Below are 25183 nucleotides of genomic sequence, written 5' to 3'. Positions count from 1 at the left end.
AACAATTTTCAGGAACGGCGGTCCCAATAGCGGTGATATAACTCAAAGGAAAAATTTGATAATAATGAGTACAAAAAAACAACTGTTCATACAAAGCGCCGCAATCCAGTTCATGCGCATTGTATTTGTAAAATTTGCATTTTCCGTATTTTTAGAGACCAGATAAAACCAGTAAAAAAAATAAAGAACGATTGGTACAAAGAACAGTTGGATTATAAAAAAAATCATTCCAGAATCCCTGCTCTGAAAATATAAATAGTAAAAAAGATTACACAAGACAAACATCAGTGCCGTGAAAATAAATGTCCCCCTATACCCAAGTTTATAACTCAAAGTGACAATACCATCCCGCAGATCCTGTTTGTGCTGATATATCTGCGTTAGCGGATAAGCGCCGGCGATTTGAAATGAGCATCCCAAAAGAATAAAGACCGTATCACGATTGAGAGGTAAAGGATTGCCGGTTATTCCGGCCATCGACATGTAGTAGGTAAAAGCCCCCTGGAAAATCGTAACGACCAGAAAACCAATAACTGCATATTTCTTCAACCGGATTTGCTTTGAACTGTATGCGCGTGAGGCGGCGATGTAAAGGACCAAACAGAATGCAAAGAATTGAGCTACAAAAAAATAGGCCAATGAAACTGCCAGCGCGTCCAGAAAAACCGTAACATAAAAAAGACTTTCCGTTGGCATTGGCGGTTTTTCAATGCCGCCAATACTGTCTTCGTCACGATCTATGTAACTATTGTAACCATTACTGGCCGGATATACCAAAAAATGAATGATAAAAAAGGAAAGTGAAGCCTGAAACCAAGCAATGTTTTTTGCCTGACTAAATGCAAACAAAAACAAAGGCATCAAAAAAAACGAGAATGGAATTCTCAGAAGTTTAATAGTATTCCTATCAATTTGCATGGGGTGATTTACTCTTCAATATAAATCAATATACGTACAAATTACGTGCCCGGTTGCTTTTTTGATAAAACTAATTGGAAAGATTACCACATTAAGGAAAACCTGTAATCTAAACTGGAAGGAAAATCAGAATGCCGTACAACCTGCCGACATTCTGATAAATGGATCATATTCCAAAGTTGGAGGCAATCGTTTCAAGATATTCTTCTATCGGAACCGAATTTCGCATGGACACTAAATTGTTTCCCATTTCGCCGATCACCGTTCTGAATTTGTTGCTTTCGCCCGTTGCCAGGCTATAAATTGCTTTTGTGATGACCATAGGATTATCTTTCAAACGATCGTCTGCCGTGTCGAAAAGATTTTTAACAGTGTTAGTAATTGCTTCGTATGCATTAATTTCCGGATCCTGATGCCAGATAACACTGTCGTTAAAATTATTATCTTTTGAACCGCCCTGCTCAATCAGGCGCAAATGAATATTAAATGGTTTCAGTTCATAATACAAACCTTCTGTCAAACCTTCCAGTGCAAACTTGGACATGTTGTAAAGCGAACCAATAGGCACGGCAGTAGTCACTCCCATAAAAGAACTGATATTGATAAACATCCCGCCATTATTCGATCTGAAATGTGGAAGAAAAGCACGGATAATGTTAATCGGTCCTCTTGTATTAACCGCAAATTGCCAGTCAATATCTTCCTCCTTAGCCAGTTCCAAAGCACCATAGGTTCCCATTCCAGCGTTGTTTACTACAACATCGATTTTACCAAAAATTGTAATAGCCTGCTCAACAGCGCTTTTAACCTGCTCCAAATTGGTAACATCCAACTTGAATATTTTAATATTCTCAACATTCGTAAGTTCCGTTTCCTTTTCAGGTGTGCGCATCGTCGCTGCTACATTCCATCCTTGTTCGGCAAAATATTTGGCTGTTAATTTTCCCAGTCCACTGCTTGTTCCTGTGATGAAAACCGTTTTGTTATTTTTTAAATTTTCCATTTCTTCCTAATCATTAAAATATTTAATTAACGATGCAAATATAAAAGTGAATTGGTGTAACTTTGTAACCAGTATCACAGAGTATACCAGTAAAAATATGGAAACGACAGAAATTATCAATGTAAATAAAAGAAGTCAGTCTGAGGAAGTGAAGGCTTTACAGGACACTATTTATGTGATCGGAGGTAAATGGAAACTGCCGATCATCAATTCTATTTGTAATGGAAATAAACGTTTCAGGGAAATAGAACGAAGTATTCCGGGTATTACTACACGAATGTTGTCAAGGGAATTGAAAGAAATGGAAATGAATAAACTGATCACCAGAACAGTATATCCTGACTCCCCTGTTCTGATTGAATATGAATCTACCGATTATTGTAAAACATTTGCTCCGATCATTTTATCGATGATAGCCTGGGGGAAAGAACATAAAAAGGTGGTTATGGAATCGTAAGTAAAAAAAGATATTACGTCGCAATGATTTTGGTTAAGACTATACCTGATCAAAAACTCTCATATCATTTTGTTTCCGAAAAAGTATTTTAAAGCCAAGCGCACAGCCAAAGCTCATCAGAACCAATACCAACCACAAACTATTGTAGCCCCAATGGGCAGCAATATAACCACCGCCGGCCGGACCGATAATTTGCGCCACAGCCCATGACATGGAGTATGCAGCCGAATATTTCCCGCGATTCAGTTCTGTGGCCCTGCTCATAATCATGGTGCTGATATAAGGCAAGGTCAGCATTTCGCCCAATGTGAAAAACAACACTGCGGCAGCCGCAATTATAACGGGGGCCACACCCGGGACAACCAGAAACAGGAATGCTATGGCCGTTAACAAGATACCTGAAATAATATAAAATGCATCCGTTTTCCGGCTGCCCAGATTTTGGATCAGAACCATTTCGAAAAGGGCGATAATAACGCCATTCATCCCTAACAAAATCCCGATTGTAGATTCTCCTATATTCCATTGCTCTTTCCAGTAAACCGGAACAAGGCGGAAAATTAGCACAAACGCAATCATGTAAATCGTTACGAGTATGATAAAACGAACAAAAAATATGTCCTGCCAAGGGGATTGGCCAATTAAGGCTTCTTTTTCCTCTGTACTTTTTTCCTTGACTTTCACACCTTTTGGCAGCAAAACCAGAATAAGAATTCCGGCAAGAGTATAAACAACGCCATCAACCCAAAACAATAAATGATAATCAATGGCTGCAAGCAAACCACCGACTGACGTTCCAAAACCAAATCCGACATTCGTTGCAAGCCGGTTTAATGCGTAAGATCTTGTCAGATTTTCCGGTGATGAATAAGAAGCAACGGCAGTATTATTCGCCGGCTTGAAACCCTCTACAAAAAAACTCAATATAACGGTCACCCCACAGAGCACGTTAAAATCTTCAATATGGCCAAAGACCGCGAACATAGCGCCACTAAGAACCAGGCTGATCACCTGCACCGGACGAAAACCGATTTTGTCGGTAAAATAACCACCTGCCAGTGCACCCAGCACAGAACCTACACCAAAAAGAGTGATAATTAAACCCGCATCCGCTATACTCCGGTGCATGCTTTGGGTAATGTACATGCTCATAAATGGCACAGCCATGTATCCGCAGCGATTAATCAGTATTACGAAACTCAACAGCCAGGTTTCCCGGCTCAGTCCGCTAAATGAAACTTTATAATTTTGTATAATTTTTTGAACCATAGACTAAGAAAGCTGAAACCGGAAACCACCAAACGGGTACATACTTAAACATTTATGAAAACGGCAGCGTTCCGTACTGCAAAACAATATTACAACAAGCTGATAATTAATGTCAATCCAACGTTTTCTTCAACCTATTTTGCCGTTTGTAAAAATAAATGATGATTGGCATCCAAGCCATGCAACCTTTGTTTTATTGCATGCATCTGTTGTTCAGGCAAAAGAAACACTCCAATAAATAGTAGCCATGAAAGGAAAACAATTATTTGATCATTATCAGTCTGTTGCTCAGATCAATGGTTTCGGTTCCGAAGAATTTCAATACGGAAACCTGTTGTATCAGGCACTGAAAATTGAAGGAGAAGAGAAAATTTTCCAACTTTTAGAAGAAGCCGAAGAAACCGGGAAACGAATCGCGCTGGAATATCCTTTGGAATCAATTCACAGCTATCCTGAGCCAGATAAAGTTATTCTGGTTTGACAAGCCGATTAAGAGCAAAAAAGACGGGAATCTGCACAGTGCCAGATTCCCGTCTTTTGTTTTTTTTAAACTATTTTATAGAAACAGGTATTTCTATATTTTCCCAGCGAAGAACAAATCCTTTCGGAGTAACTTCATAAGCCAGTTTTTCAGTTAATGACGCGCTTTTCGCAGGTTTTGCTTTCACGCTCAAAACATCCTTTGAAGCATCTTTTGTCGTTTCACCCGTGCGTTTTATTCCCCATTGACCCACTTCTGAATTGAAGTAAAATGTCCATTCCTTTTCACCAGGCAAGGCATACAAACTATACTTTCCAGCTGGCAAAGATTTACCTTCTACTTTAATTGCTTTATCAGTTTCAAAAATTGTTGCTTCATTTGCACCCGCTCTCCACACTTTGTCGTAAGGAACAAGATCTCCGAATATTTTTCGTCCTTTAACAGAAGGGCTTGAATAGTTGATCGTTACCGTTGCTCCGCCAACTTTTCCGGTAGCCGTTTGAGGCGGACTTGGCCGGCTCGCTTTATCCTGCTGCGCCCAAACAAGTGACGACATAAGCATAGCCGTCAATGTCAGAACAATTCCTTTTGTGATGAATCCTTGTTTCATTTTGTCCTTCATTTTTGTTAGATAAAACTTTCAACAATTTCAGTCTGAATGGTTTCCAGACTATATTTCGACTAAAATAAACAAAATTTAATCATGTTAAAGCTACATTCTGAATTATAATGGAAGAATAATATTTTGAATGAAATACTTATCCTTTTTTATTCAAACTCTGCTTGCTAGCTTAGCATAAATACGCCTCATTATCGCTACCTGAATGTTTTCAAACCTGTTTTCAGATTACAATTCCTGGACTTTGCTTGCGCTGGGTTCTCTTGCTTTTATTGCCGGTTTTATAGATTCCGTTGTTGGTGGCGGCGGATTAATACAGATTCCTGCCTTGTTAATCAGTTTTCCAAATGCTCCTGTCGCTACACTTTTTGGCACCAACAAAATCGCGGCACTGGCCGGGACCTCTGTTGCTGCTTTTCATTATGCCAAGAGAATAACTTTTGACTTTAAACTTCTCTCTGTCATATCTTTTAGCTGTTTTCTTTCGTCATTTACCGGCGCAAGAATTGTTAGTTTGATCAATGTAGATGTACTGAAACCGCTCATACTTTTCATTCTGATTGCCATTGCTGTTTATACTTTTTTCAAGAAAGATTTGGGATCAGTCAAAACAAAAGATCTTCCTTATCGTCAGCAAATTATTTATGGAGCAATTATAGGCTTGCTTATTGGATTTTATGATGGCTTTTTCGGTCCCGGTACCGGAAGTTTCTTTGTTCTTGCTTTCGTAGTTGTCCTGGGCTTTGAATTTGTTCAGGCATCGGCTTATGCCAAAATAGTGAATTGTGTAACCAATATTTCAGCTTTGATTGTCTTTATCAGACAGGGAAATTATATGCTCGAACTCGCGCTGATCATGGCCGCGATGAACATAACCGGAAACATTATTGGCAGCAAACTCGCACTCAGAAAAGGAAATGATTTTGTCAGGATTATATTTCTGGTCGTAGTTGGTATTATGATTCTCAAATATGGCTGGGAGGTATTTGGGGATCAAGGTGTTTGAGATAAACTTTTTGAAGTGCAGGTGGAATCAGGCTTGCCAGATGATTTTTCTTCTTCACTTTTTTCGCCAGAACCAGCGAATCAATAAATACTTTTTCAATCAGAAGCTGTACCATAATATCTCCTTCAAGATAAATTTTTTCGGCCAATGCAAAACATTTTCTGGCAGTTTGGAAATGTTTCAGTTCAAGATTGATTCTTGTAAAATCCGACAAGGAATAAATCGCGGCATGAATCGATGAAAAAGCTCTTGGAATTTCCTGAAAATTTTCCCGTTCGGTAAGTTTCGGTAATTCTTCTTTCAATAAGCCAATAACCTGAAATTGCGTTATCATAATATAGAAATTTAAATCATAATATTGAGTAATTGCAATTGTATTGCCTAAGGATTTTTTAAATTATAATACCTTAATAATCAAGTATTTAAATTAAATAATAAATATTTCAAGGAAATAAACGTCTATCAATATGATAGTTAATTATCAAAATGAAATTAACTAATTGTTAACACCGGTTACAATTTAATGATTTTTAGCGATTAATACGTTAAAATCTCGACCAGAAATGCTGGTCTGGTTTTTGCTCAATATTTGAAAAGATTAAATTTTAAAACTATGCTAGACCAAAAAGAGCGGGAAATTAGAGAGCTGCAAGAAAAAATAATGGCAAAGAGACAACAGATCGAGTTTGATAAAACTGACATAGATCTGACGACTGAATATTCCTCGGAAAATAATGAAAATCCTGACGTAAGCGAAGATTTTAAAAACGTTTACGATCCGGCTGGAAACGTAATAGATACCGGTGAATTAAAGGAACTTAGCAGCGCAGAAAATGAACTTATTCACCTGATAGACAGGCTCAATAAGTTGAGAAACGAATAGAAAATTTCAGGTTATAAAAAAAAGAAAACATCCGCAAGAGAGACATTCTCTTGCGGATGTTTTTTTTAAAGGGTTAAATTTTATTCCATCACGCGGACACCAACATACGACGCGTTAGTGCCTGATGTATAGATCCGATGTTTTGCAGATTGAAAATCAGCTTCTGATGCCTTGTAAATATTGACAAATTTCTGAGGATTACGATCAACCAGAGGAAACCACGAACTCTGTACCTGAATCATGATTTTATGGCCTTTTTTGAAGCTATGAGCGGCATCCTGCATATCAAATTTAACATGCTCAATCTTGTTCGGAACCATTGCTTCGGGTTTTGAAAAGCTGTTTCTGAATTTGGCACGCATCACTTCACCCCTGATCAATAACTGGAAACCACCCATTTTCATATTGGGATTAACCGGGCTATTATTTGGTGCATCACCAGGATAAACGTCAATCAGTTTTACAATGAAATCGGCATCTGTACCTGTTGTCGATACAAAAAGGTTGGCAAAAACATTACCGGAAATTGTAACATCCTCTTTCAAAACATCAGATTCGTAAACAAGAACATCCGGCCTGGTTGCTGCAAAACGCTGATCTTCATACATATAATCACTGCCACGAATAATTCTTATTTCCGAAGTATAAGGAACCGGTTTTGAAGGATCACTAACGTATTCATCAAAAGCCGCTGTTTTTGTAGTTGGAGCATCAAATGAGAGTTTTCCATTAGGATGCAGAAACAATTTCTTTTCAACCGTATTTTTTGGCGGCCACTGGTCGTATTTTTTCCACTCATTAGAACCCGTTTCAAAGATATATGCCTTTGGTAAGGAAGGATCCTGTTTGTCTTTCAGGTAATGATTGAAAAATGGAAGTTCAATGGAAGTCTGGTAAAAGGAGCTTGTTTTAGACCCAAAACGAATATTTCCCAACGATTCCCCTGTTCCCCTCGCCCAGCCTCCATGAATCCACGGGCCCATAACGAGCAAATTCGGGGATTTTGGTTTATTGCTTTCAATGCCGCCATATGTTTTTAACGGACCGTATAAATCTTCCTGATCAAACCATCCGCCAACTACCAGCATGGCTGGTTTTACATTTTTCAGATATGGAACCGGAGTACGCGCCTGCCAGAACTCATCATAAGTTTCATGTTCCATCAACTGGTTCCAGATACGGTTTTCGTTTTTGAAAATTTTCTCATTTACGTTTTTCAGCGGTCCCAGTTTTTTGTAAAATTCATATGAATCAGGAGTTCCGTAGGCAGAAAAAGGTGGTGTTCCTTTTGTGGTTGGAACCGGACGCGGAGCCCCGTAAGATGAAATAAACGAAAAGGTGCCCATCAGAAAAAACGCTCCGTTATGATGCCGGTCGTCGCCCATGTACCAGTCCGTAACGGGCGCTTGCGGAGATGCCACTTTTAAGGCAGGATGTGCGTCAACTGCTGTCATCGTTGCATAATAGCCTGGCGCGGATATGCCCCAGGAACCCACACGACCATTATTATCAGGAATATTTTTAAGAAGCCAGTCAATGGTATCAAAAGTATCCGAGCTTTCGTCTATGTCTTTTGGGCTTTTTTTGTTTGCTATAAAGGGGCGATATGCTTCAAAATCTCCTTCGGACATATACTTACCACGAACATCCTGATATACAATAATATACCCTTCTTTTGCAAAACTCATGGAAGGACCAAGTGAAGTTTTAAATAGAGTTTCTCCGTAAGGCGCGCTGTTGTAAGGCGTCCGGTTCAGCAAAATCGGATATTTTTGACTAGCAGAAATATCTTTTGGAATGTAGATAGAAGTAAACAATTTGATCCCGTCACGCATCGGAATCATTCGTTCTATCTTGGAATAATGTTCCCTGATATAAATCGAATCCTCATTTATTTTTCCCTTTTGCGCATGCAGCACCGGGGTTATTGAAAGAAGAAAAAATAACAGAAAAACAAACTTTACAACATTGTAATTTTTTGCCTGGTCATAGCCGGGCTGATCTGATGAGAAGGTAGAAGTTTTCAAAATTAACGGGCTTTGAGTAGAGATAAGCCAATTTAGCAATTATCGCTGTTTAGAAAAAACGAACGATGTTTTTTTACTCAATTACCTTTTAAAATTGACAGCTTCATGGATTTCAGTTTCTCCACAGCTATTTTTTTGATAGCCGGACGCAGAATTCTTTGAATCGAGGACAGCTCCAGACCAAGACCAATAAATACCAGTTCTGAAACCGGCACTTCGCTTTCATTCCAGTTACCGCGGCTTTCCAGAGTAAGCCTTTTCCCGGTAGATTGTACCAGAATTTTTTCATTACTTCCTTCCAGCTTCACAAATCCTTTGATACGATAGATCTGCTTGTAATGTAACATCAGGGAAACATTCAAAGTATGGATCAGGTAATCTTTGTAAAACTCGTTTTCCGTTTTAAAGGTGACTGTCTTTATTTTATGACCAATTGTATGGGTAAAAATTGCCTCCGGTTTTTCCCTGATATCAAAATCCTCAGCTCTTTTGTTTTCCAGAATTTCCAGTGGAATTTGCCCATCCACCGATAGAAAAATTTCGGCAAAAGGATTTAGAGACAGCATAAGATTTTCCAGTTTTACAAGATAATCCGCTGAGACAAAATTGGTTTTATTGATGATGATCAAATCAGAAACGACAATCTGACGGATTGTCTCTTCGGTTTCGTTAAGATAATCTTCAACAGCTTCTGCATCTGTAACACAAATTACTTTTTTCAGTTTAAAAACCTTGCCGACGTCTTCGCGCTTGAAAATTTCTGCTACCGTTCCTGCATCTGCAATACCCGTTGTTTCAATAAAAAGATTCTCCGGACGTTCTTCGCTGAAAGCCAGCATGTTCAGAACATCATATAATTCTTCATCCAGTGAGCAGCAAATGCAACCGTTATTTATTTCATACAACTGGCTATATTGTTTGGCGATCAACGATCCGTCGATTGAGGCTTTGCCAAATTCATTTTCAATGACCACATTTCTGCTTCCTCCCAGACTTTTCAGCAGGTTATTAAGTAAGGTGGTTTTACCCGCTCCCAAAAAACCGGTGATCAGATATACATTTATTGTTGCTTGACTTTCCATCATTGAAAAAACTTTACACCTGCATCTATGTTGCAAATATAAAGTTTTTGATTGATATTTTGATAAGAAACAGAAATTCGTGGTTTCCTCTAATGGTATATGTTTTTCAGGTCCTTTTCAAATAAAGTATACGGATCATTGTAAAAAGTCATGAAATCCGGAGCGCTCACCTGCCCGGGGAAAGGTGCGTAAAAGTGGGTTGGACTTTTAGAGTCATTCCGCCATACCAAAATGTAGGCAAGATTAACTTTTTCCGCTTTCAGTGACTTTAAAAGTGATTCTGTCCACCAGTTTTTGTCAGGAATTGATTCAAGACCGGACTCTGTGAAAGCAGCAAGCTTATTTGCTTTTTTTGCATAGCCTGAAACAATTTTAAGCTTTTGAATACCTGCTTTGAGATTGTATTTTCCATCACGGCCAAAATCTGCATAATCGTCAAAACCTACCATATCCACCCATTTATCGCCGGGATATCTTTCCAAATATTCCTGCTCGGTCGTGAACTTACAGTCTGGTGAAAAAGCATAAATAAAATTATGAACGCCAAGCTCGTCCCGCAGGTAAGAAACAGTAAATTGCCATACTTCGATTAAATCCTCACGTGAACAATGCCCCTTGCCCCACCAAAACCAATCGCCATCCAGTTCATGATAAGGACGAAAAATCATGGGTGCCAATGTTCCGTCTTTCCCCTTAACCGAATGAGCAAAATCTGCAATGGTTTTTAAAATTTCTTTATACTTTTCATGATGAGATCCGCCAGGTTTAATCAGGGCTATCGCCTTTGCCGATACCGAATCTTTCCAGTAAAAACCACCTTCGGAAGCAGGATTGTTAAAATGCCAGGCCATTGTTGTGACGCCTCCCCTGTTGTATGTGTCCACGACATTTTTTCGCAGCGATGCCGCATTTTTCTCAATCTGATCTTTTGGATGTCCTGATAATCCGCTGAAATCAGCACCAACAATAGCGGGATGAGAACCCGTAACCGATTTCACATCCGAGCGGTTTTCATCACCAGACCAGCCGTGACCATATTCTGTGGCAGCCTGATGGCCGAACAAAATGTACTTTTTTGATAATTCACCAAGATTGCGATATAATGCTTTGGTTTCTTTGGTGGCTTTGCTGTCAATTTGTGAAAATCCTGAGTGACTTACCAATAAAGTAAATCCGGCAATAAGTAGGGGTTTTAACATAAAATATTAAGATAAAAAGAACTAAAATCTATAATGAAAAGGTTGGCAGCATTTTGTCATTTACGAATAAGGTCAAGATTTTTGTCAATAATGGTCATAAGTGTTTCCAAAGAAGCGGCGGAACTGAATCCGTCCGCCGTTGTATTAATTACATAATCAAGCAATTTTTCAAGTGAAGAAGTGGCAACATGCAAACGCGTATCGGAAGATGCATAATAAATGAAAACCGTTCCGTCGTCATCCAGAATCCAGCCGTTGGAAAAAGTTACATTGGATACATCACCAATTCTTTCTTCACCTTCGGGAGCGATAAAATATCCACCTGGTTTGTAAATCACTTTGGTCGGATCATGCAAATCGGTCATGAACATATAAAGTACATAACGTAAACCTGCGGCGGTATTTCTGACACCATGAGCCAGATGCAGCCATCCTTTTTCGGTTTTAATAGGCGCGGGTCCCTGTCCGTTTTTTACTTCGTAAACGGTGTGATATTGTTTTTGGTCAACAATATATTCTTTTTCAACAACCGCATTATCGATTGTTTCTGATAAACCAAACCCAATTCCACCGCCCGAACCTGCTTCAATAAATCCATCCTGCGGACGGGTATAAAAGGCATATTTTCCATCAACAAATTCCGGATGCAGAACGACATTTCTTTGCTGTGGCGAAGGCGTTACCAGATCAGCCAGACGAACCCAGGTTTTCAGATCGGACGTTCTTGCAATTCCGCATTGTGCGATTGCGGAAGATTCATCACCCGGTTTTGCGTTCGGATCTTTACGTTCTGTACAAAAAAGTCCGTAGATAAATCCGTCTTCATGTTTTGTCAGACGTATATCATAAATATTTCCATCCGGTTCATCCGTTTCAGGCATTACCACCGGATGGTCCCAGAATTTGAAATGATCAATACCATTTGGGCTTTCGGCAACGGCGAAAAATGATTTTCTGTCGGCGCCTTCCACTCTGGCTACAATCAGATATTTTCCGTCATGTTTGATCGCACCGGCATTGAAAGCTGCATTGATCTCAAAACGTTTCATCAAAAACGGATTGGTATCCGGATTTAAATCGTATTCCCAGAAGATAGGTGCATGTCTGGCCGTCAAAACCGGATGTGTGTAACGATCATAAATGCCATTTCCCGGCCATATGATCTGATTTTTAAGATCAAGTAATTGCCGGTGTTCTTCCTGTAATTGTTTTAGACGGGTGGTAAAAACTGACATAAGTTTATTTCATAAATAAGTCCATAAAATTATATACAATTCCAATCTTAAACATAGTACTATTTTATCAATCACTTCATAAATAAAAACTTTCCAACATGGCTATTTTAAGTATTAATGGTAAAATAAAAATAGATATAATGATCAAGGCATCCAGAATTATATAAAGCGACTAAATTTTATTCCTATTAAAATAAAATTAAAACCAATTGATATGGTACAAATAATCACTTTTAATATATATATTTGATTCTGCAAGACACCAAAATGAACTGAAATGATTGAAGTTTACCGCGAGATAACTCCATTAACGCAATACGATTGCTTTACCATTTTTACCAGAAAAAAGAAGTCGTTCGATTTTCCGCTTCATAACCACGACGAATTTGAGTTAAACCTAATCCTGGGTGGAAAGGGAGTAAAGCGAATTGTGGGGGACCATACAGAAACCATTGATGATGCGGAGTTGGTGTTGGTAGGAAATAATCTTCCGCATGGCTGGTTTACAAATCAATACAAATGGGAAGAAGGAATGCCTGAAGTTGAAGAGATTACCCTGCAATTTCACCGTGATTTGTTTGATGATAAATTGTTAAGGAGAAATCAGCTGTTTTTTATTAGATCGCTTTTGGACAAATCGGTTAGAGGAATTTCTTTTTCGAAAGAAACGATCGAAAGAATAATGCCGCGCCTGATGGCTCTAACCCAGAAAAGCGGCTTTGATTCTATGTTGGAACTGATGTCGATTTTGCATGATTTATCCGTTTCCAGAAATATGAAGGTACTGTCTAACAGCACTTTCACAGATGAAAATATTAACTTCAACAGCCGTAGAATTGAAAAAGTTTTCGCCTACATGCGTGATAACTACGACAAAGAAATCACGCTGGAAGGCGTGGCAAAACTGGCCGGAATGACGGAAGTTTCTTTCAGCAGATTTATAAAAAAAAGAACGGGAAAAACATTTATTGAGAGTTTAAACGAGATCAGACTGGGACATACTTCCCGCTCGCTGATCGATACCACGAATACAATTTCAGAGATTGCTTACAAATGCGGGTTTAATAATTTGTCTTATTTCAACCGGATTTTTAAAAACAAAAACGGTTGTACGCCAAAAGAATTCCGGGAAAACTATGCAGGAACCAGGACATTCGTATAACTACGAATGTCCTGAAACCTAGCTTAACCATTGAGCCAGAACAGCCTGAAGCGTTTCTTTCAAAATTGGCTTCGTGAGATAATCGTCCATACCTGCATCCACGCACCGCTCTTTTTCGCCTTTCAAAGTTCCGGCGGTTAAGGCAAGTATTGGAATTCTTTTTCCTTTTTCCAGTTTTCGAATTTCCGTTGCTGCTTCGTATCCGTTCATCTCTGGCATCTGCACATCCATCAGCACAAGATCCGGTTTTTCAGATTCGAATAGTTTTACTGCTTCTTTGCCGTTAGCAGCTTCAACCAACCGGGCATTTGCCAAAATTTTATTCAAAAACGTTTTGACTAAAATCATGTTGATTTTGTTGTCCTCTGCTATGAGAATGGTTATTTTTTCGGGCTTTACCTGATTATCTTCCAATTCCTTTGTGTTGGTGTCATGTTCCGATGGCTCCACATCGCGTCCATCCAGTTTTAGTAATACGTTAAAAAGTCTTTCAATTTTAACAGGTTTGTTCAGCTGAACAAGATTTAATTCCTCCGATAAAATGCTTATGTCCTTATCATCAGAAGACCTGTTCATGAGAAGAATTACCTGCTCAGTTCCTGATTGCCCAAAGGTTTCTCTTATCCTGCGACTCACCGAAATTCCGTCAAGATCGGGCAAATGGTAGTCCATCAAAATCACATCATAATGATTTCCTGCTGAAAGTTTTTCAATTACTTCACGGCCCGTTTGAACAATCTCCGATTCAATCTGCCGGTTTAACAGCATGTTTTTAAGGATAATACCATTGACAGTATTGTTTTCTGCAATCAGAACTTTACGAACTGATTCTATGTCAGACCAATCCGAAACCGGACTTTGGAACGACTTGAACGTCACGTCAAAATAGAAGGTACTTCCTTTGCCCGGAACGCTTTCGAGCTGCAACTCACTATTCATGAGCGCCAAAAGTTTATTTGAGATCGGCAATCCTAAACCGGTACCGCCAAATCTTTTTGTAGTGGATGCGTCTTCCTGTGCAAATGCCTCGAAAATCTTTTGCAGGTTCTTAGAATTTATTCCAATGCCGGTATCTCTCACCGAAAACCTGAAAGTCGTATCGTCTCCGGTTTCTGTTAATACATCAACTTTAAGTTCAATCTCACCTTTTTCTGTAAACTTGACGGCATTTCCCAGTAAATTGATCAGAATTTGCCGCAGTCGTACCGGATCTACACAAATATATCTTGGCACATTGGAAGCAATATTCAACAAAACTTCCAGGTTGTTCTGATGCGCCTGGTATGTGATCATGTCGGTTACCTGTCCACAGATTTCCAGCAAGTCTATTTTTTCAGTGGCCAGTTCCAGCTTTCCAGCCTCTATTTTTGAAAAATCAAGAATGTCGTTAATGATATCGAGCAAAGAATTTGCCGACTGAAAAACCATGGAAAGATACTGATGCTGCGTCGAATCCAGATCCGTTTTCATAAGCAAATCTGTAAAACCAATAACACCATTCAACGGCGTCCTGATCTCATGGCTCATGTTGGTAAGAAACTCTGATTTTGATTTACTGGCCGCTTCCGCCTGTTGCCGTGCAAGGCGTATTTCCTGCTCTGCAAACTTGCGTTCGGTAATATCACGAACCACAGATTGAAGAATTTGAGAACCATTTAAGTCGATGGCATTTAGTAAAATTTCTACCGTAAATGTCTCGCCCGATTTCATGCGTTTTTGTTCCCATTCAAAACGGCAGCTTCCATTTTGCAAAGCCACTACACAATATTCAAGAATAGTTTTCGCTGAATCCCTGCCGTCAGACTGATACGGATATGACAGATCCATCGGGCTCAAAGCGTAGAACTCCTCAAATGAATCAATTTCATACATCTCTAACGCAGAGGTATTGCAATCAAAAAATCCATCTCCATTGAGCAGCATCACGGCGTCGCTGGTAGAATTATATAAAGTCCTGTATTTTATTTCCGACTGTAAAATTTCCTGTTCTTCCTGTTTTCTTGATGTGATATCCTGCAAGTAGCCATGCCATAAAACACTATCCTCCTGCCTTTCAGGAATAGATTCCCCACGCAGCCAACGCTCCCCTAATGTCGGGCTTATTATCCTGTAATCCAGATCCCAATTTTGAAGGGTTTCTTTTGACAGCTTTATTGAATTGATAAATTTATCCCGGTCATCCGGATGAACAACAGCGGTCAGTGCCTGGACTTCAATAAATTTCCCGTTGGGAGGAAACGTCAGAAGACTGGAAAGATCTTTGGAGATATATGGAAATTTAATTCTGCCATCATCAAAAATCTGGAACTGATACAATGTTCCGGGCACTTGCTCCGATAATTTCCTCAGCATTTCAGAGTTTTTATGACTTAACTCCTCGGCCTTTTTCAGCTCATCAATATCCTGAAAAGTTCCAAAAATCCGTGTACAGGCTCCATCCTGATATTCAGCCTTCCCAACCAATCTGATCCAGATTTCTTTGCCTGAAACTGTGGTCAAGAGAATTTCTTCACTTATCGGAACACCAGAATTTATACACTTTGTAAAAGCAATTTCAAGTTTTTTCTTGTCTGCATCATTATAAAATTGTAATACATTTTCAATGTCCGGCACGAAGTCCGGAGATACTTCATGAATTTCCTTTATCAGATCAGACCAGGTAAGGATCTTTTGTTCAATATAAAACTCCCAGCCACCAATCCTGGCCACTTCGCTGGTTTGTTCGAGCAATTCTTTGGTCCGCCTGAGTTCCTCATTCGCTTGTTTGGAAACTGAAATATCACGCATCACGGCCACAAAATGGGTGCATTTTCCATGCTCATCAATAATCGGATTTATATTGAGATCTATCCAGTATTTTTCCCCTGACCTGGAATAATTCAGAATAACTTCGCTCATGGAAACTTTATCTTCCAGCCCTTTGCGAAGTCTTTTCCTGGTTTCAGCACTTGTTTCCGGACCTTGTACCAATTCTGATGGCTTTTTCCCAACAATCTCTTCCAATGAATATTCTGACCGTTTTTGAAAAGCTTCATTGGTCCAGGTGATGATACCATCAGCATCGGTCGTAATAATCATGTCGGTAGTATTCGCCGCTACCAAAGCCAGTTCTCTTAACTTTTCTTCATCAAGTTTTCTTTTGGTAATATCATGGCTGGTCAAAACCATTTCTCCGTTTGCAGGATCGATACTCGCCCTTGTGCTGCTCCAAAACCAGGAACCGTCTTTATGTCTGACGCGATGCTCGACGGACGGCAGCGAAATTCCTGATTCATAGGTTGCTGAAAGCGCCTGAAAACAACGTTCAACATCGTCAGGATGAACAAATTCGGTAAAAATACGGCCTATCGTCTCACTAACTTCATAGCCATAAATTTTCGTCCAGCTTGGTGATACATAGGTAAATACACCTTGTGGATTGATAATGAAAAGGACGTCAGTCATGTTTGAAACCAACGCGGAATAATCTCTTTCTATCTTGACTTTACCGGTTACATCAAAACCGACACAAAGTATCTCACTAAAATTTCCATCTTCATTTCTTATTCCGGTAAACTCCCATTCGCTTGCTTTGATATTCCGTGTTTTGTCCTGTTTATGCAGTACAATTTTGAAAGGTACACCAGGGTTGTCTAAACATTTTAGTCCAATTTCGAAACATTTTGCATGATCTTCCGGCACGATTGTCATCAATGAACTTTGCCCAACTATGTCCTCTTTTTCATAACCAAAAGCCTGGCAGAAATAATCATTTACATAAGTGTAGTTGCCTTCCCAGTTTATTCGGGTAATGTATATTGATTGACTATTTAAAACAGACTCATAGAATCTTGACTCTTCGCTGGTATTCTCAATTTGGTTTCTAACCAAACCACATAAAAACCGGAATGGTTTTCCATCTTCATCACGTATGCATTTGACATGGCATGACATCCGGATGGTTTGCTGACTTTTTTCAATGAATCTAACCGTTTGAGAAAAAACGGTTCCGGAAGTCTGAAAATGAATTAAAGCATTGTTATGACAATTTTCTAAATCCTTCTGAAAAGCGATGCCTGAGACACCACTATTGAATGGAGACAATTCTTCCGCAGTGTAACCTAATCCATTCCATAACTTCGGATTTATCCACTGATTACCAGGATGTCCAACTTCGTAATACCAAAAACCATCCAGTGCAAGGTTCTGGATAAAATCAAATATTTCTTCACTATTGCCAATTAAAGAATAAAGTTCTTTTTTCAAAAAGTCCATCGTTTGGGTTTACCTTACTAATACATTTTATCTATTACGTGGCTCTTTCTCTTTCGACACTGTCAGGTTTCTAAACTTATATTTTGAAGAATATTTCTCTCAATCAACAAATAAAATTAAGCCTGCCAGTCCCTTATTCTGATTTGTTGCCAATATTAAACTATTAGACAAATTTCGATATAATATAAACAAAAAGTAGTAATATTTATTCCGGTTATGATTATATGTTCGAATCAAATTATCAAATTTATTCTATTACTATTTTACAACTTACGGGAATAATTGAAACCAAAAAAAGCAATCCTTTTAAAAGGATTGCTTTTTCTATATAAATACTATTCCAGTAACTTTAATTCTTCCCTTCTCTATTTTAACTCCTCACTAATTCCACAGTTTAATATTGGTTTCGATCAATTAACATAACAACACTTTCACTATTGACCACGAAAAATTCAGAAAGATTATTGACAATACCTCAGTCCTCTTTTTTCCACTGACGACAGCGCTTTAACCATTCCTCTCTCACTTTCTGCCTGTCTTCGCCGCTCATCCTGTGCATCATCCATTTTTCCCTGAACTGCGCTCCCGGTCCTCCCTGGTTCTTTGCAAAACCAAAACCGCCAAAAAGTATTTTACATAAAACCAATAAACCTGCCGACTGCCAGAATGTAATGTGTTTTACACCCAGCAACTCAGGTAAAATGTTGTTCCATAACATCATAACAATAGTACTAACCAACGCAAGTATAAGCGGAACGAATAGAAAAAATTTGGCTTTGTTTCTTCTAAAATCCTTTGGTTCCATATTCATATTAATAAGTTTCTTTAATTAAAAAATTCGTCATACACGGTTTTCATCCGCTTTCGCAAATGTTTCACTGCATATCCTTTTCTGGAAATAATTGTTTTCAGATTTTCATTTGTTTTCGTGGCAATGTCCTGCAAAGTAACATCCTCCAATTCATTCCAAACAAAAACCTGACGCTGATTTTCCGGCAATTCTTCCAAAGCAATAAACAATTCCTTCCAGAAAACTTCACGAATGTATTCGGTTTCCGGCGTGTAATTATCTGCCAGCAGTATGTCGCTTATACTGAAATTATCTTCCTCATTTTCATAAGTGAAGTCATCCAGTAATTCAGGTGTTTTTTTTCTGTATTTGTCAATTATTTTGTTGCGCGCAACCTGGTGCAGCCAGCCGCTCATCTGATCAATTTCTTCTATATTGATGACATTACTCAGCTGATACCAGACGTCCTGCAAAATGTCCTCAGCATCCTGCTCAGACCGCACCTTATTGCGAATAAAACCAAAGAGACGTTTCCCGTATTCTTTGATCGTACTGGCAATAGCATTTCCGGTATCTGTAGTCATTCCCTGGCTTAACATTTCCTCATTTTTTATGGAAGACGCACAACTTTTAAGATTACTTTAAATTTTTTGAAAATATTCTGTCAAACATCCGGAATATTTTTCAAAGCTTCCACGCTGAACGTTATACGAATAGGCTAATAATCTGATATACAAATAGCAAAATCAGCTTATCACAAAATATTCAATGTTGTGACAAACTGATTTTTTAGGTTATAATACCATCATTTATATCAAAAAAGCAATGCATCAACCCGGTGCGACTGAACGATATTATCACAGGGCGACCATGAAAATATAGTAAACCTTCCGTCCTGCGAAGCAACCAGAGCAAGGCTATCGCGTTGATCGAAAACAAATTGTGCAGCAGATAAATGTCTGGTACCGCCATTTTGAACAGGCGGAACAATGGATGCGACGTTACCAACAATCGGCTCGGTAACCATAATTTTATCAACACGGGATGAAAAAGTAGAGCGGCCGATTTTGACACCAAATGCCAGTAATTCGAAACGGTCATTGATGATCGTAGCGCCATCCACCGCGGTTAGTCCTGCAATATGGTTTACTGCATTGGTTATTTTATTAATCCAGATCGGGTGATCCGATTCTGTCTCGTGCTTTTGGTATAATTCCGCAAGTTCAGAAAACGTGGGTGTAATAGAATAGGAAATCGGATGAATAATGGAGTCACGCCAGGTTTCTCTGCCCGATGGCACAACCAGCAAAATTCCACCTCTTTTGTGGTCGCGCATGGAAACGGCCAGCTGGACCATAACATTCAGAGAGTCATTCCAAAGGGAAGAGGAATTGAACCCGATGAGTGAGGTAACCAGATTTGGACAATCAGGAATTTTTCCGCTGATGTCATCAACAATTTTAATCTGATCACCTTTCAGCACTGCCACATTCACAAATTTCCCGAAACCGTCAATCCTGCGATGTTTGATGACCAGCATTCCAGGTTCAATCACTTCCAGTACAAAACAAAGATTTGGAATCACGCGCGTTGTACCCCATATATAGAGTTCGTCACCGTCCATCCATATACCCAAATGAATTCCCGACCGCTCAACCGCCGGTGCAAGTTTTGTTAAAATTGCCGGTGTAAAAGTCAGTCTTTTTTCAAAAATAAGTGGCTGTCCGGAAAGTTCGGGAGGCAAAAAGGCTAGGGAAATTGAAGGAGAATGCCCTTCTTCTCTGCGCAAACTTGCCCAGAAAGTTGTATCTATAATTGACTCAATCACCTGGGCGTCAGGCTTTGGAGCAAAATCATCTTTGTTATGACGTTTAGCATTTTCATGATGGAAGATAAAATGCTCCTCCACCGTTTTTGCCACCGATTGTGCTGCCTGATATGTTGTCGTGGAAATTGTGCTATTCACGTTCACCGGTTCATTAAAATTACGAGCCATGGAATTTTGGACCAACTTATATGTGGAATCTTTCAACTGATACTACCAAAACGAAGCTTCTTGAAAGAAAATTCCAGTTCTGAAAAATTATCGAATTGCCTTAGAAAGTAGCAAATAGAATATTTATAAATTTTTTAAGTCATTTTTTGAATATAATTCTGAATTTCAATAGATTTACCGAACAATGAACGGAAACGATATCATATTAGACAAAGTGGATTTGAGCATCCTGAAATTGATGCAAGAAAATGCACGTATTTCCAATGCTGATTTGGCAAGAGAGTTGGAAATGGCTCCTTCCGCTGTATTGGAACGGGTTAAAAAACTTGAACAGAAAAATGTGATTTTGCAATATACAACCCGGCTGAATCCTGCTCCTTTGCAGCAAAAATTACTGGCTTTCATTTCGATGAAAGCAGCCGATGGGTTAGGTTGCAGCAACACAGGTCAGGAATTGGCAAAGATCCCGGAGGTACAGGAAGTACATCACATAGCCGGCGAGGATTGTTATTTGATAAAAGTCAGGACTGCAGATTCGTCATCATTAATGGATCTGATGCGAAATTCTTTTAGCAAGATTCCTAACATTTTATCAACCAGAACAACCATCGTTTTAGAAACTGTGAAAGAACAACAACAATTGGTAATACCTGAAAAATTCTAATTATGGAAGCCGCCCAAAACAAAAGTGCCTCAACCCTAATGGTGGTACTGGCCTATGCCACGGTTTACATCGTGTGGGGATCAACTTATTTTTTTATTCAAAAAGCGCTTACAGGATTCCATCCATTTTTTCTGGGAGCGATGCGTTATATTGCGGCAGGTTTGCTGATGATGATCTGGTGTATTATTAAAGGTGAAAATATATTCGACATTCCTACTATTAAAGTGGCTGCTGTAAGTGGTTTAATGCTGCTTTTTTTCAGTAATGGTATTGTGATATGGGTAGAGCAATTTTTACCGAGTGCGATGGTTGCGATTATGGTTTCAACCGCACCCATGTGGTTTATTCTTTTGGACAAACCCAAATGGACAGAAAATCTGGGCAGCAGATCGACGATTGTTGGACTCTTGATCGGGTTTGTCGGGGTGATTGTTCTTTTCAGTGAAAGAGTTATAGGCGCTTTCTCCACAATTCAGAACAAAACAGAATTAGTAGGATTAGCTATGCTGGTTGTTGGCTCCATGTCTTGGGCGGGCGGTTCTTTATATTCCAAATATAAAACCACCGGCGGATCTATTGTTGTTAAGAGTGCATGGCAAATGTTTGTTGCCGGTATTGCATTTCTGCCATGTGGTGTTGTCAGCGGGGAATTTACAGATATTCAGTGGGGGGCAATTCCGCTTAGTGCCTGGATGTCTGTTCTTTATCTTATTATTTTCGGGTCAATTGTTGGATTTAGCGCTTATGTTTGGTTATTGAAAGTTCAGCCTGCGACAAAAGTGAGTACACATGCCTATGTAAATCCGGTAGTAGCTGTGCTTTTAGGGATTTTCTTCGCCAACGAAAGTATTACTTCAGTTCAAATTTTAGGATTGGTAATTATTTTGGGCAGTGTACTGCTTATCAATCTGGATAAATACAGAAAAGAATCCAGGGCTTTGCAAACTGCGAAGGCTTAGGTATAATTTTTCTTTATTGTAAAAAGCCAGAATAGCAAAATACGCTGTTCTGGCTTTTTTACAATCTTATGAGTTTTCGACTCCTCCGTTCTAATTTAATTACTCAACATTATTGAAACAAAACATCTTTAACATCTGATTCACAATATTATTGTGTCAAAAACTTAAACCAATTCCTCAACATCAACCAAAACAGATTTCCTGGTTAGTAAATGAATAATCAGCCAGGCCGTCAGATAAGTGAATCCGCAAATGGTAAAAATAATGTTATATCCACCGGCCAGATTTCCTGCTGCTTTATAGGAATCAAGCAAGCTGCCTATCAGCATTGGAAACAAAATCCCTCCCACTGCCCCGGCCGTTCCGCCAATACCAACAACCGAACTCACCGCTTGTTTTGGGAACATATCCGACGCCAGCGTAAAAACATTTGTTGCCCATGCCTGGTGAACCGCCACAGCAACGCTGATCATTGCCACCGCCATCCAAACCCCAGTCGCAAACTGAACCAGAATAATGGAAAGTTCAACGACAGCAAAAATGAATAAAACCGTTTTCCTGGCTTTCAATGTCGGGTAACCTTTTTTAATTAAAATTGAAGAAAAATATCCTCCCAGAATACTTCCCGCAGTAGTAGCTCCATAAATAATCATCAATTCCAGACTCGGCTTTTTAAGATCCAGATTGAAAGTCGAGGCGAAATAAGACGGAAGCCAAAACAAGAAAAACCAGTAAATCGGATCGATCAAACCTTTTCCTGTAATATAAGCCCAGGTTTGGGGTAATGTAAATAATTTCAGCCAGTTAACTTTTACCTTTCCGTCTTCTTTTATCTCCTGGCCACTTTTGATATATTCGAATTCTTCCTGTGACAATCGTTTTTGCTTGGAAGGAACATCATAAAATATCCACCAGAAAATCAGCCATACAAAACCCAGCGCGCCGGTAATAATGAATACTTCATGCCATCCATAATGATTCAAAATCCATGGAACGATCATCAGCGCTACAACAACACCGATACTTGTTCCAGCATTGAAAAGTCCTGTCGCCAATGCCCTTTCCTTTTTGGGAAACCATTCTGCCACCGTTTTAACAGCCGCCGGGTAATTCCCAGCTTCTCCCAATCCTAAACCCACACGGGCAAGTCCAAAACCGAAAGCACTTCTGGCCCAGGCGTGCAACATACCTGCGACACTCCAAAAAATTATCGTAATGGCATATCCGGATTTTGTACCTATTTTGTCAATAATCCATCCAAAAGTTAAAAGCCCGATTGCATAGGCTGCGGTAAATGCCATGACAATCCTGGCGAAATCCGTTTCAGTCCATTGAAATTCCTTTTCCAAAAGTGGTTTCAGCAAACCGATTATCTGCCGGTCCAGGTAGTTGATCGTTGTGGCCGTAAATAAAAGAACGACAATAATCCAGCGATAATTTTTTGTTTTTGACTGAGCCATAGAGAGAAAATCGGAAATGAAATACTAATCTTATCAAGTTCAAAAACAGGGTATTATCTGTGACTATTCAATTTATTAACGAATTTTAGAAAATGCAGTTTCAATCCGGCCCAGTCTTGTTTCTTTATCAGTTGTTTGTCAAATAGCTGACCGCCAATTCCCAATCCATCCGCTCCGGCTTTTAAAAAGCTATCCATATTTTCAAGATTAATGCCGCCTGTCGGCAGTACTTTCATCTTATCCAAGGGTGCTTTTAGATCTTTAATATACTCTGGTCCAAGTGAGGTAGCAGGATAAATTTTCACCATTGCTGCACCGTATGACCAGGCATTATAAAGCTCGGTCGGTGAAAATCCTCCCGGAAAAACAGGGATACCCTTTTTTACAGAGGATTTGATAACTTTCTTACTGATTATCGGTGTCACAATAAACTGTGCACCCGCTTCCAACGCATTGTCAAGATCATCTTTTGTACAAACAGTTCCGGCCCCAATATTCAGTCCTTCACTTTCATATTCTCTTGCATAGCGGATAATATCCTCTGCACCAGGCGTATTCATGGTAATTTCAATCGTTGTCAATCCCGATTCACGGAAAATGGGGAGAATTTGTTTCACTTCATCCAGCGATAGACCCCTTATAATACCAACAATAGGTGCTTTTTTAAATAATTCGTTTGAAAATGAATCCTTACTCATGAGTTTATACTATTCAATTTAAATGTCTGGTTTTCGTATATTTTGATTTGTCCGGCAATTGTTGCCAGGTTAATTAAAACCGATGATATTGTGGTGGTTCTCTCCGACAGCCCAATTTCGTCAGCGGCCATTTTATATAGTTCATAAAGATTATTTCCACTGCATAAAACCAGGTTATAATCTGTATCTTTTTTCAAATATTCCAATTCGTTTCCAATCAGCAAGCCGCTTAAATAACAGGCATTTTCAGTTTTCGACATTTTATCAAAAAGCTGGTTGGTTCTTACTTTGAACAAACTGTTTAAAAGATTGGAATCTCCCGCCTGCCTGATACCTTTTTTAAAAGCTGCCGTCTCATCAGTTGTAAAACCAACGTCCTTTCCGCTTTCTACCGAATCTTTCAAAATGCTATGATTTATCATGATCTTGAAAATTTCGCCGGTCATAAATGTTTGAAAATCATCAATTTGATTTCGTTTTACGTAAATATGTTTGGAATGTGTTCCTGGAAAAATAAAAGTGGCTTCTTTATTTTTTAAGGGTGACAATTGTTTAAGATTTAAAAGTCCTACCAGCTGTGTTTCTTCACCACGCATCACATCGGTATCACTTTTCACTCCCGATATCAAAATGATTTCATGCCGGAAATCATCATGTGCCTCAAAACTTTTGACATCTGCCTTGCTGCCATCTACTGCATAAGGCAAATCCGAATAAGGAATTTCCTCCATACCTATCGAAGAGGAAGCCATTCCGGAAATGATGATGGTTATACCATCCAAGTCAAAAGACAACCGCCGGGATAATATATCGATTTGTGTTTTTAAAAATTTCTTAAAAAACTGGTCTCTGGTTATCTTTCCACTTCCCGACTTTGTCTTCCATTCGTTAAAAATACTGGCAATCCCGTCTGGTGAAAGTATTTCGCCAATTAGCTGATTATCAATCATTTTTACAAGTCGCAACCTGAACGATGAAGTTCCCCAGTCACAGCATAACAGATACTTTTTCATTGACCGAT

23 protein-coding genes are annotated in these 25183 nt (G+C 39.1%); 7 read left to right on the top strand and 16 right to left on the bottom strand.

Annotated features, from left to right (window positions below; all coding sequences use genetic code 11):
- Nucleotides 1-42 precede the first annotated feature (42 nt).
- Together IEE83_RS11420 and IEE83_RS11415 are read right to left on the bottom strand one after the other, a co-directional pair.
- Nucleotides 43-918 (bottom strand): UbiA family prenyltransferase, encoded by an 876-nt coding sequence (locus IEE83_RS11420; protein WP_194120704.1) that lies wholly within the window; start codon nucleotides 916-918, stop codon nucleotides 43-45.
- 166 nt (nucleotides 919-1084) lie between these two features.
- Nucleotides 1085-1921: an SDR family oxidoreductase gene (locus IEE83_RS11415; protein ID WP_194120703.1), complete on the bottom strand. Its 837-nt coding sequence runs from the start codon at nucleotides 1919-1921 to the stop codon at nucleotides 1085-1087.
- Nucleotides 1922-2018: 97 nt separating this feature from the next.
- On the opposite strand from IEE83_RS11415, the gene IEE83_RS11410 reads away from it, so the two are divergent.
- Nucleotides 2019-2378, top strand: a complete 360-nt coding sequence (locus IEE83_RS11410; RefSeq protein ID WP_194120702.1) for a winged helix-turn-helix transcriptional regulator — start codon at nucleotides 2019-2021, stop codon at nucleotides 2376-2378.
- A 39-nt stretch (nucleotides 2379-2417) separates the two neighbouring features.
- Here IEE83_RS11410 and IEE83_RS11405 read toward each other — a convergent pair whose 3' ends face one another.
- Entirely contained in the window at nucleotides 2418-3647 is a 1230-nt protein-coding gene (locus IEE83_RS11405) for an MFS transporter (RefSeq protein WP_194120701.1), read from the bottom strand.
- Nucleotides 3648-3894: 247 nt separating this feature from the next.
- Here IEE83_RS11405 and IEE83_RS11400 point away from each other — a divergent pair, with 247 nt between their 5' ends.
- Nucleotides 3895-4128, top strand: coding sequence for a hypothetical protein (locus IEE83_RS11400; RefSeq protein ID WP_194120700.1), 234 nt, complete (start codon nucleotides 3895-3897; stop codon nucleotides 4126-4128).
- A gap of 70 nt (nucleotides 4129-4198) precedes the next feature.
- Here IEE83_RS11400 and IEE83_RS11395 read toward each other — a convergent pair whose 3' ends face one another.
- Nucleotides 4199-4738: a DUF2911 domain-containing protein gene (locus IEE83_RS11395; protein ID WP_194120699.1), complete on the bottom strand. Its 540-nt coding sequence runs from the start codon at nucleotides 4736-4738 to the stop codon at nucleotides 4199-4201.
- 214 nt (nucleotides 4739-4952) lie between these two features.
- Between IEE83_RS11395 and IEE83_RS11390 the strand changes: the two genes are divergently transcribed.
- Complete coding sequence (locus IEE83_RS11390) at nucleotides 4953-5753, top strand: sulfite exporter TauE/SafE family protein (protein WP_194120698.1); 801 nt, start codon at nucleotides 4953-4955, stop codon at nucleotides 5751-5753.
- On the opposite strand, the gene IEE83_RS11385 is transcribed toward IEE83_RS11390, so the two are convergent.
- Nucleotides 5713-6087, bottom strand: a complete 375-nt coding sequence (locus IEE83_RS11385) for a DUF7674 family protein (RefSeq protein ID WP_194120697.1) — start codon at nucleotides 6085-6087, stop codon at nucleotides 5713-5715. The genes IEE83_RS11390 and IEE83_RS11385 overlap by 41 nt on opposite strands.
- 279 nt (nucleotides 6088-6366) lie before the next feature.
- Between IEE83_RS11385 and IEE83_RS11380 the strand changes: the two genes are divergently transcribed.
- Nucleotides 6367-6636, top strand: a complete 270-nt coding sequence (locus IEE83_RS11380) for a hypothetical protein (protein ID WP_194120696.1) — start codon at nucleotides 6367-6369, stop codon at nucleotides 6634-6636.
- 80 nt (nucleotides 6637-6716) lie between these two features.
- Here IEE83_RS11380 and IEE83_RS11375 read toward each other — a convergent pair whose 3' ends face one another.
- The 4 genes from IEE83_RS11375 to IEE83_RS11360 all read right to left on the bottom strand — a co-directional run bounded on the left by IEE83_RS11375 (nucleotide 6717) and on the right by IEE83_RS11360 (nucleotide 12179).
- A complete protein-coding gene (locus IEE83_RS11375) occupies nucleotides 6717-8663 on the bottom strand; it encodes a CocE/NonD family hydrolase (RefSeq protein WP_228101773.1) in 1947 nt (648 codons plus the stop codon).
- A 77-nt stretch (nucleotides 8664-8740) separates the two neighbouring features.
- The gene (locus tag IEE83_RS11370) at nucleotides 8741-9748 is read right to left on the bottom strand and encodes a CobW family GTP-binding protein (protein WP_194120695.1); all 1008 of its coding nucleotides are present in this window, start codon (nucleotides 9746-9748) and stop codon (nucleotides 8741-8743) included.
- Nucleotides 9749-9834: 86 nt separating this feature from the next.
- Nucleotides 9835-10944 carry a glycoside hydrolase family 26 protein gene (locus IEE83_RS11365; protein WP_194120694.1) on the bottom strand — a complete coding sequence of 370 codons (1110 nt, stop codon included), beginning with the start codon at nucleotides 10942-10944 and terminating at the stop codon, nucleotides 9835-9837.
- 56 nt (nucleotides 10945-11000) lie between these two features.
- Nucleotides 11001-12179 (bottom strand): glycoside hydrolase family 130 protein, encoded by a 1179-nt coding sequence (locus tag IEE83_RS11360; protein WP_194120693.1) that lies wholly within the window; start codon nucleotides 12177-12179, stop codon nucleotides 11001-11003.
- A 277-nt stretch (nucleotides 12180-12456) separates the two neighbouring features.
- On the opposite strand from IEE83_RS11360, the gene IEE83_RS11355 reads away from it, so the two are divergent.
- On the top strand, nucleotides 12457-13341 hold the full coding sequence (locus tag IEE83_RS11355; RefSeq protein ID WP_194120692.1) for an AraC family transcriptional regulator: 885 nt from the start codon (nucleotides 12457-12459) through the stop codon (nucleotides 13339-13341).
- Between the two features lie 18 nt (nucleotides 13342-13359).
- On the opposite strand, the gene IEE83_RS11350 is transcribed toward IEE83_RS11355, so the two are convergent.
- From IEE83_RS11350 to IEE83_RS11335, 4 genes are all read right to left on the bottom strand, one after another.
- Nucleotides 13360-17586, bottom strand: a complete 4227-nt coding sequence (locus tag IEE83_RS11350) for a PAS domain S-box protein (RefSeq protein ID WP_194120691.1) — start codon at nucleotides 17584-17586, stop codon at nucleotides 13360-13362.
- Between the two features lie 484 nt (nucleotides 17587-18070).
- Complete coding sequence (locus IEE83_RS11345; RefSeq protein ID WP_194120690.1) at nucleotides 18071-18406, bottom strand: hypothetical protein; 336 nt, start codon at nucleotides 18404-18406, stop codon at nucleotides 18071-18073.
- 14 nt (nucleotides 18407-18420) lie between these two features.
- Nucleotides 18421-18969 (bottom strand): RNA polymerase sigma factor, encoded by a 549-nt coding sequence (locus IEE83_RS11340; RefSeq protein WP_194120689.1) that lies wholly within the window; start codon nucleotides 18967-18969, stop codon nucleotides 18421-18423.
- A gap of 230 nt (nucleotides 18970-19199) precedes the next feature.
- Nucleotides 19200-20381, bottom strand: a complete 1182-nt coding sequence (locus tag IEE83_RS11335) for a putative sensor domain DACNV-containing protein (protein ID WP_194120688.1) — start codon at nucleotides 20379-20381, stop codon at nucleotides 19200-19202.
- A 184-nt stretch (nucleotides 20382-20565) separates the two neighbouring features.
- Here IEE83_RS11335 and IEE83_RS11330 point away from each other — a divergent pair, with 184 nt between their 5' ends.
- Both IEE83_RS11330 and IEE83_RS11325 read left to right on the top strand, forming a co-directional pair.
- The gene (locus IEE83_RS11330) at nucleotides 20566-21045 is read left to right on the top strand and encodes an Lrp/AsnC family transcriptional regulator (RefSeq protein ID WP_194120687.1); all 480 of its coding nucleotides are present in this window, start codon (nucleotides 20566-20568) and stop codon (nucleotides 21043-21045) included.
- A 2-nt stretch (nucleotides 21046-21047) separates the two neighbouring features.
- The gene (locus IEE83_RS11325; protein ID WP_228101772.1) at nucleotides 21048-22004 is read left to right on the top strand and encodes an EamA family transporter; all 957 of its coding nucleotides are present in this window, start codon (nucleotides 21048-21050) and stop codon (nucleotides 22002-22004) included.
- A gap of 164 nt (nucleotides 22005-22168) precedes the next feature.
- On the opposite strand, the gene IEE83_RS11320 is transcribed toward IEE83_RS11325, so the two are convergent.
- From IEE83_RS11320 to IEE83_RS11310, 3 genes are read right to left on the bottom strand one after another with little or no spacing between them, the layout of a single operon-like run.
- Nucleotides 22169-23464 carry an MFS transporter gene (locus tag IEE83_RS11320; protein WP_194120686.1) on the bottom strand — a complete coding sequence of 432 codons (1296 nt, stop codon included), beginning with the start codon at nucleotides 23462-23464 and terminating at the stop codon, nucleotides 22169-22171.
- A gap of 53 nt (nucleotides 23465-23517) precedes the next feature.
- On the bottom strand, nucleotides 23518-24162 hold the full coding sequence (locus IEE83_RS11315) for a bifunctional 4-hydroxy-2-oxoglutarate aldolase/2-dehydro-3-deoxy-phosphogluconate aldolase (protein WP_194120685.1): 645 nt from the start codon (nucleotides 24160-24162) through the stop codon (nucleotides 23518-23520).
- Nucleotides 24159-25175 carry a 2-dehydro-3-deoxygalactonokinase gene (locus IEE83_RS11310; protein ID WP_194120684.1) on the bottom strand — a complete coding sequence of 339 codons (1017 nt, stop codon included), beginning with the start codon at nucleotides 25173-25175 and terminating at the stop codon, nucleotides 24159-24161. The genes IEE83_RS11315 and IEE83_RS11310 overlap by 4 nt, the downstream gene beginning before the upstream one ends.
- Nucleotides 25176-25183 lie beyond the last annotated feature (8 nt).

Origin of the sequence: Dyadobacter subterraneus, assembly GCF_015221875.1 — a bacterium.
GTDB classification, from domain to species: Bacteria; Bacteroidota; Bacteroidia; order Cytophagales; family Spirosomataceae; genus Dyadobacter; species Dyadobacter subterraneus.
Note: the sequence above shows the minus strand (reverse complement) of the source record. Positions and strands in the feature narration are given on the sequence as shown.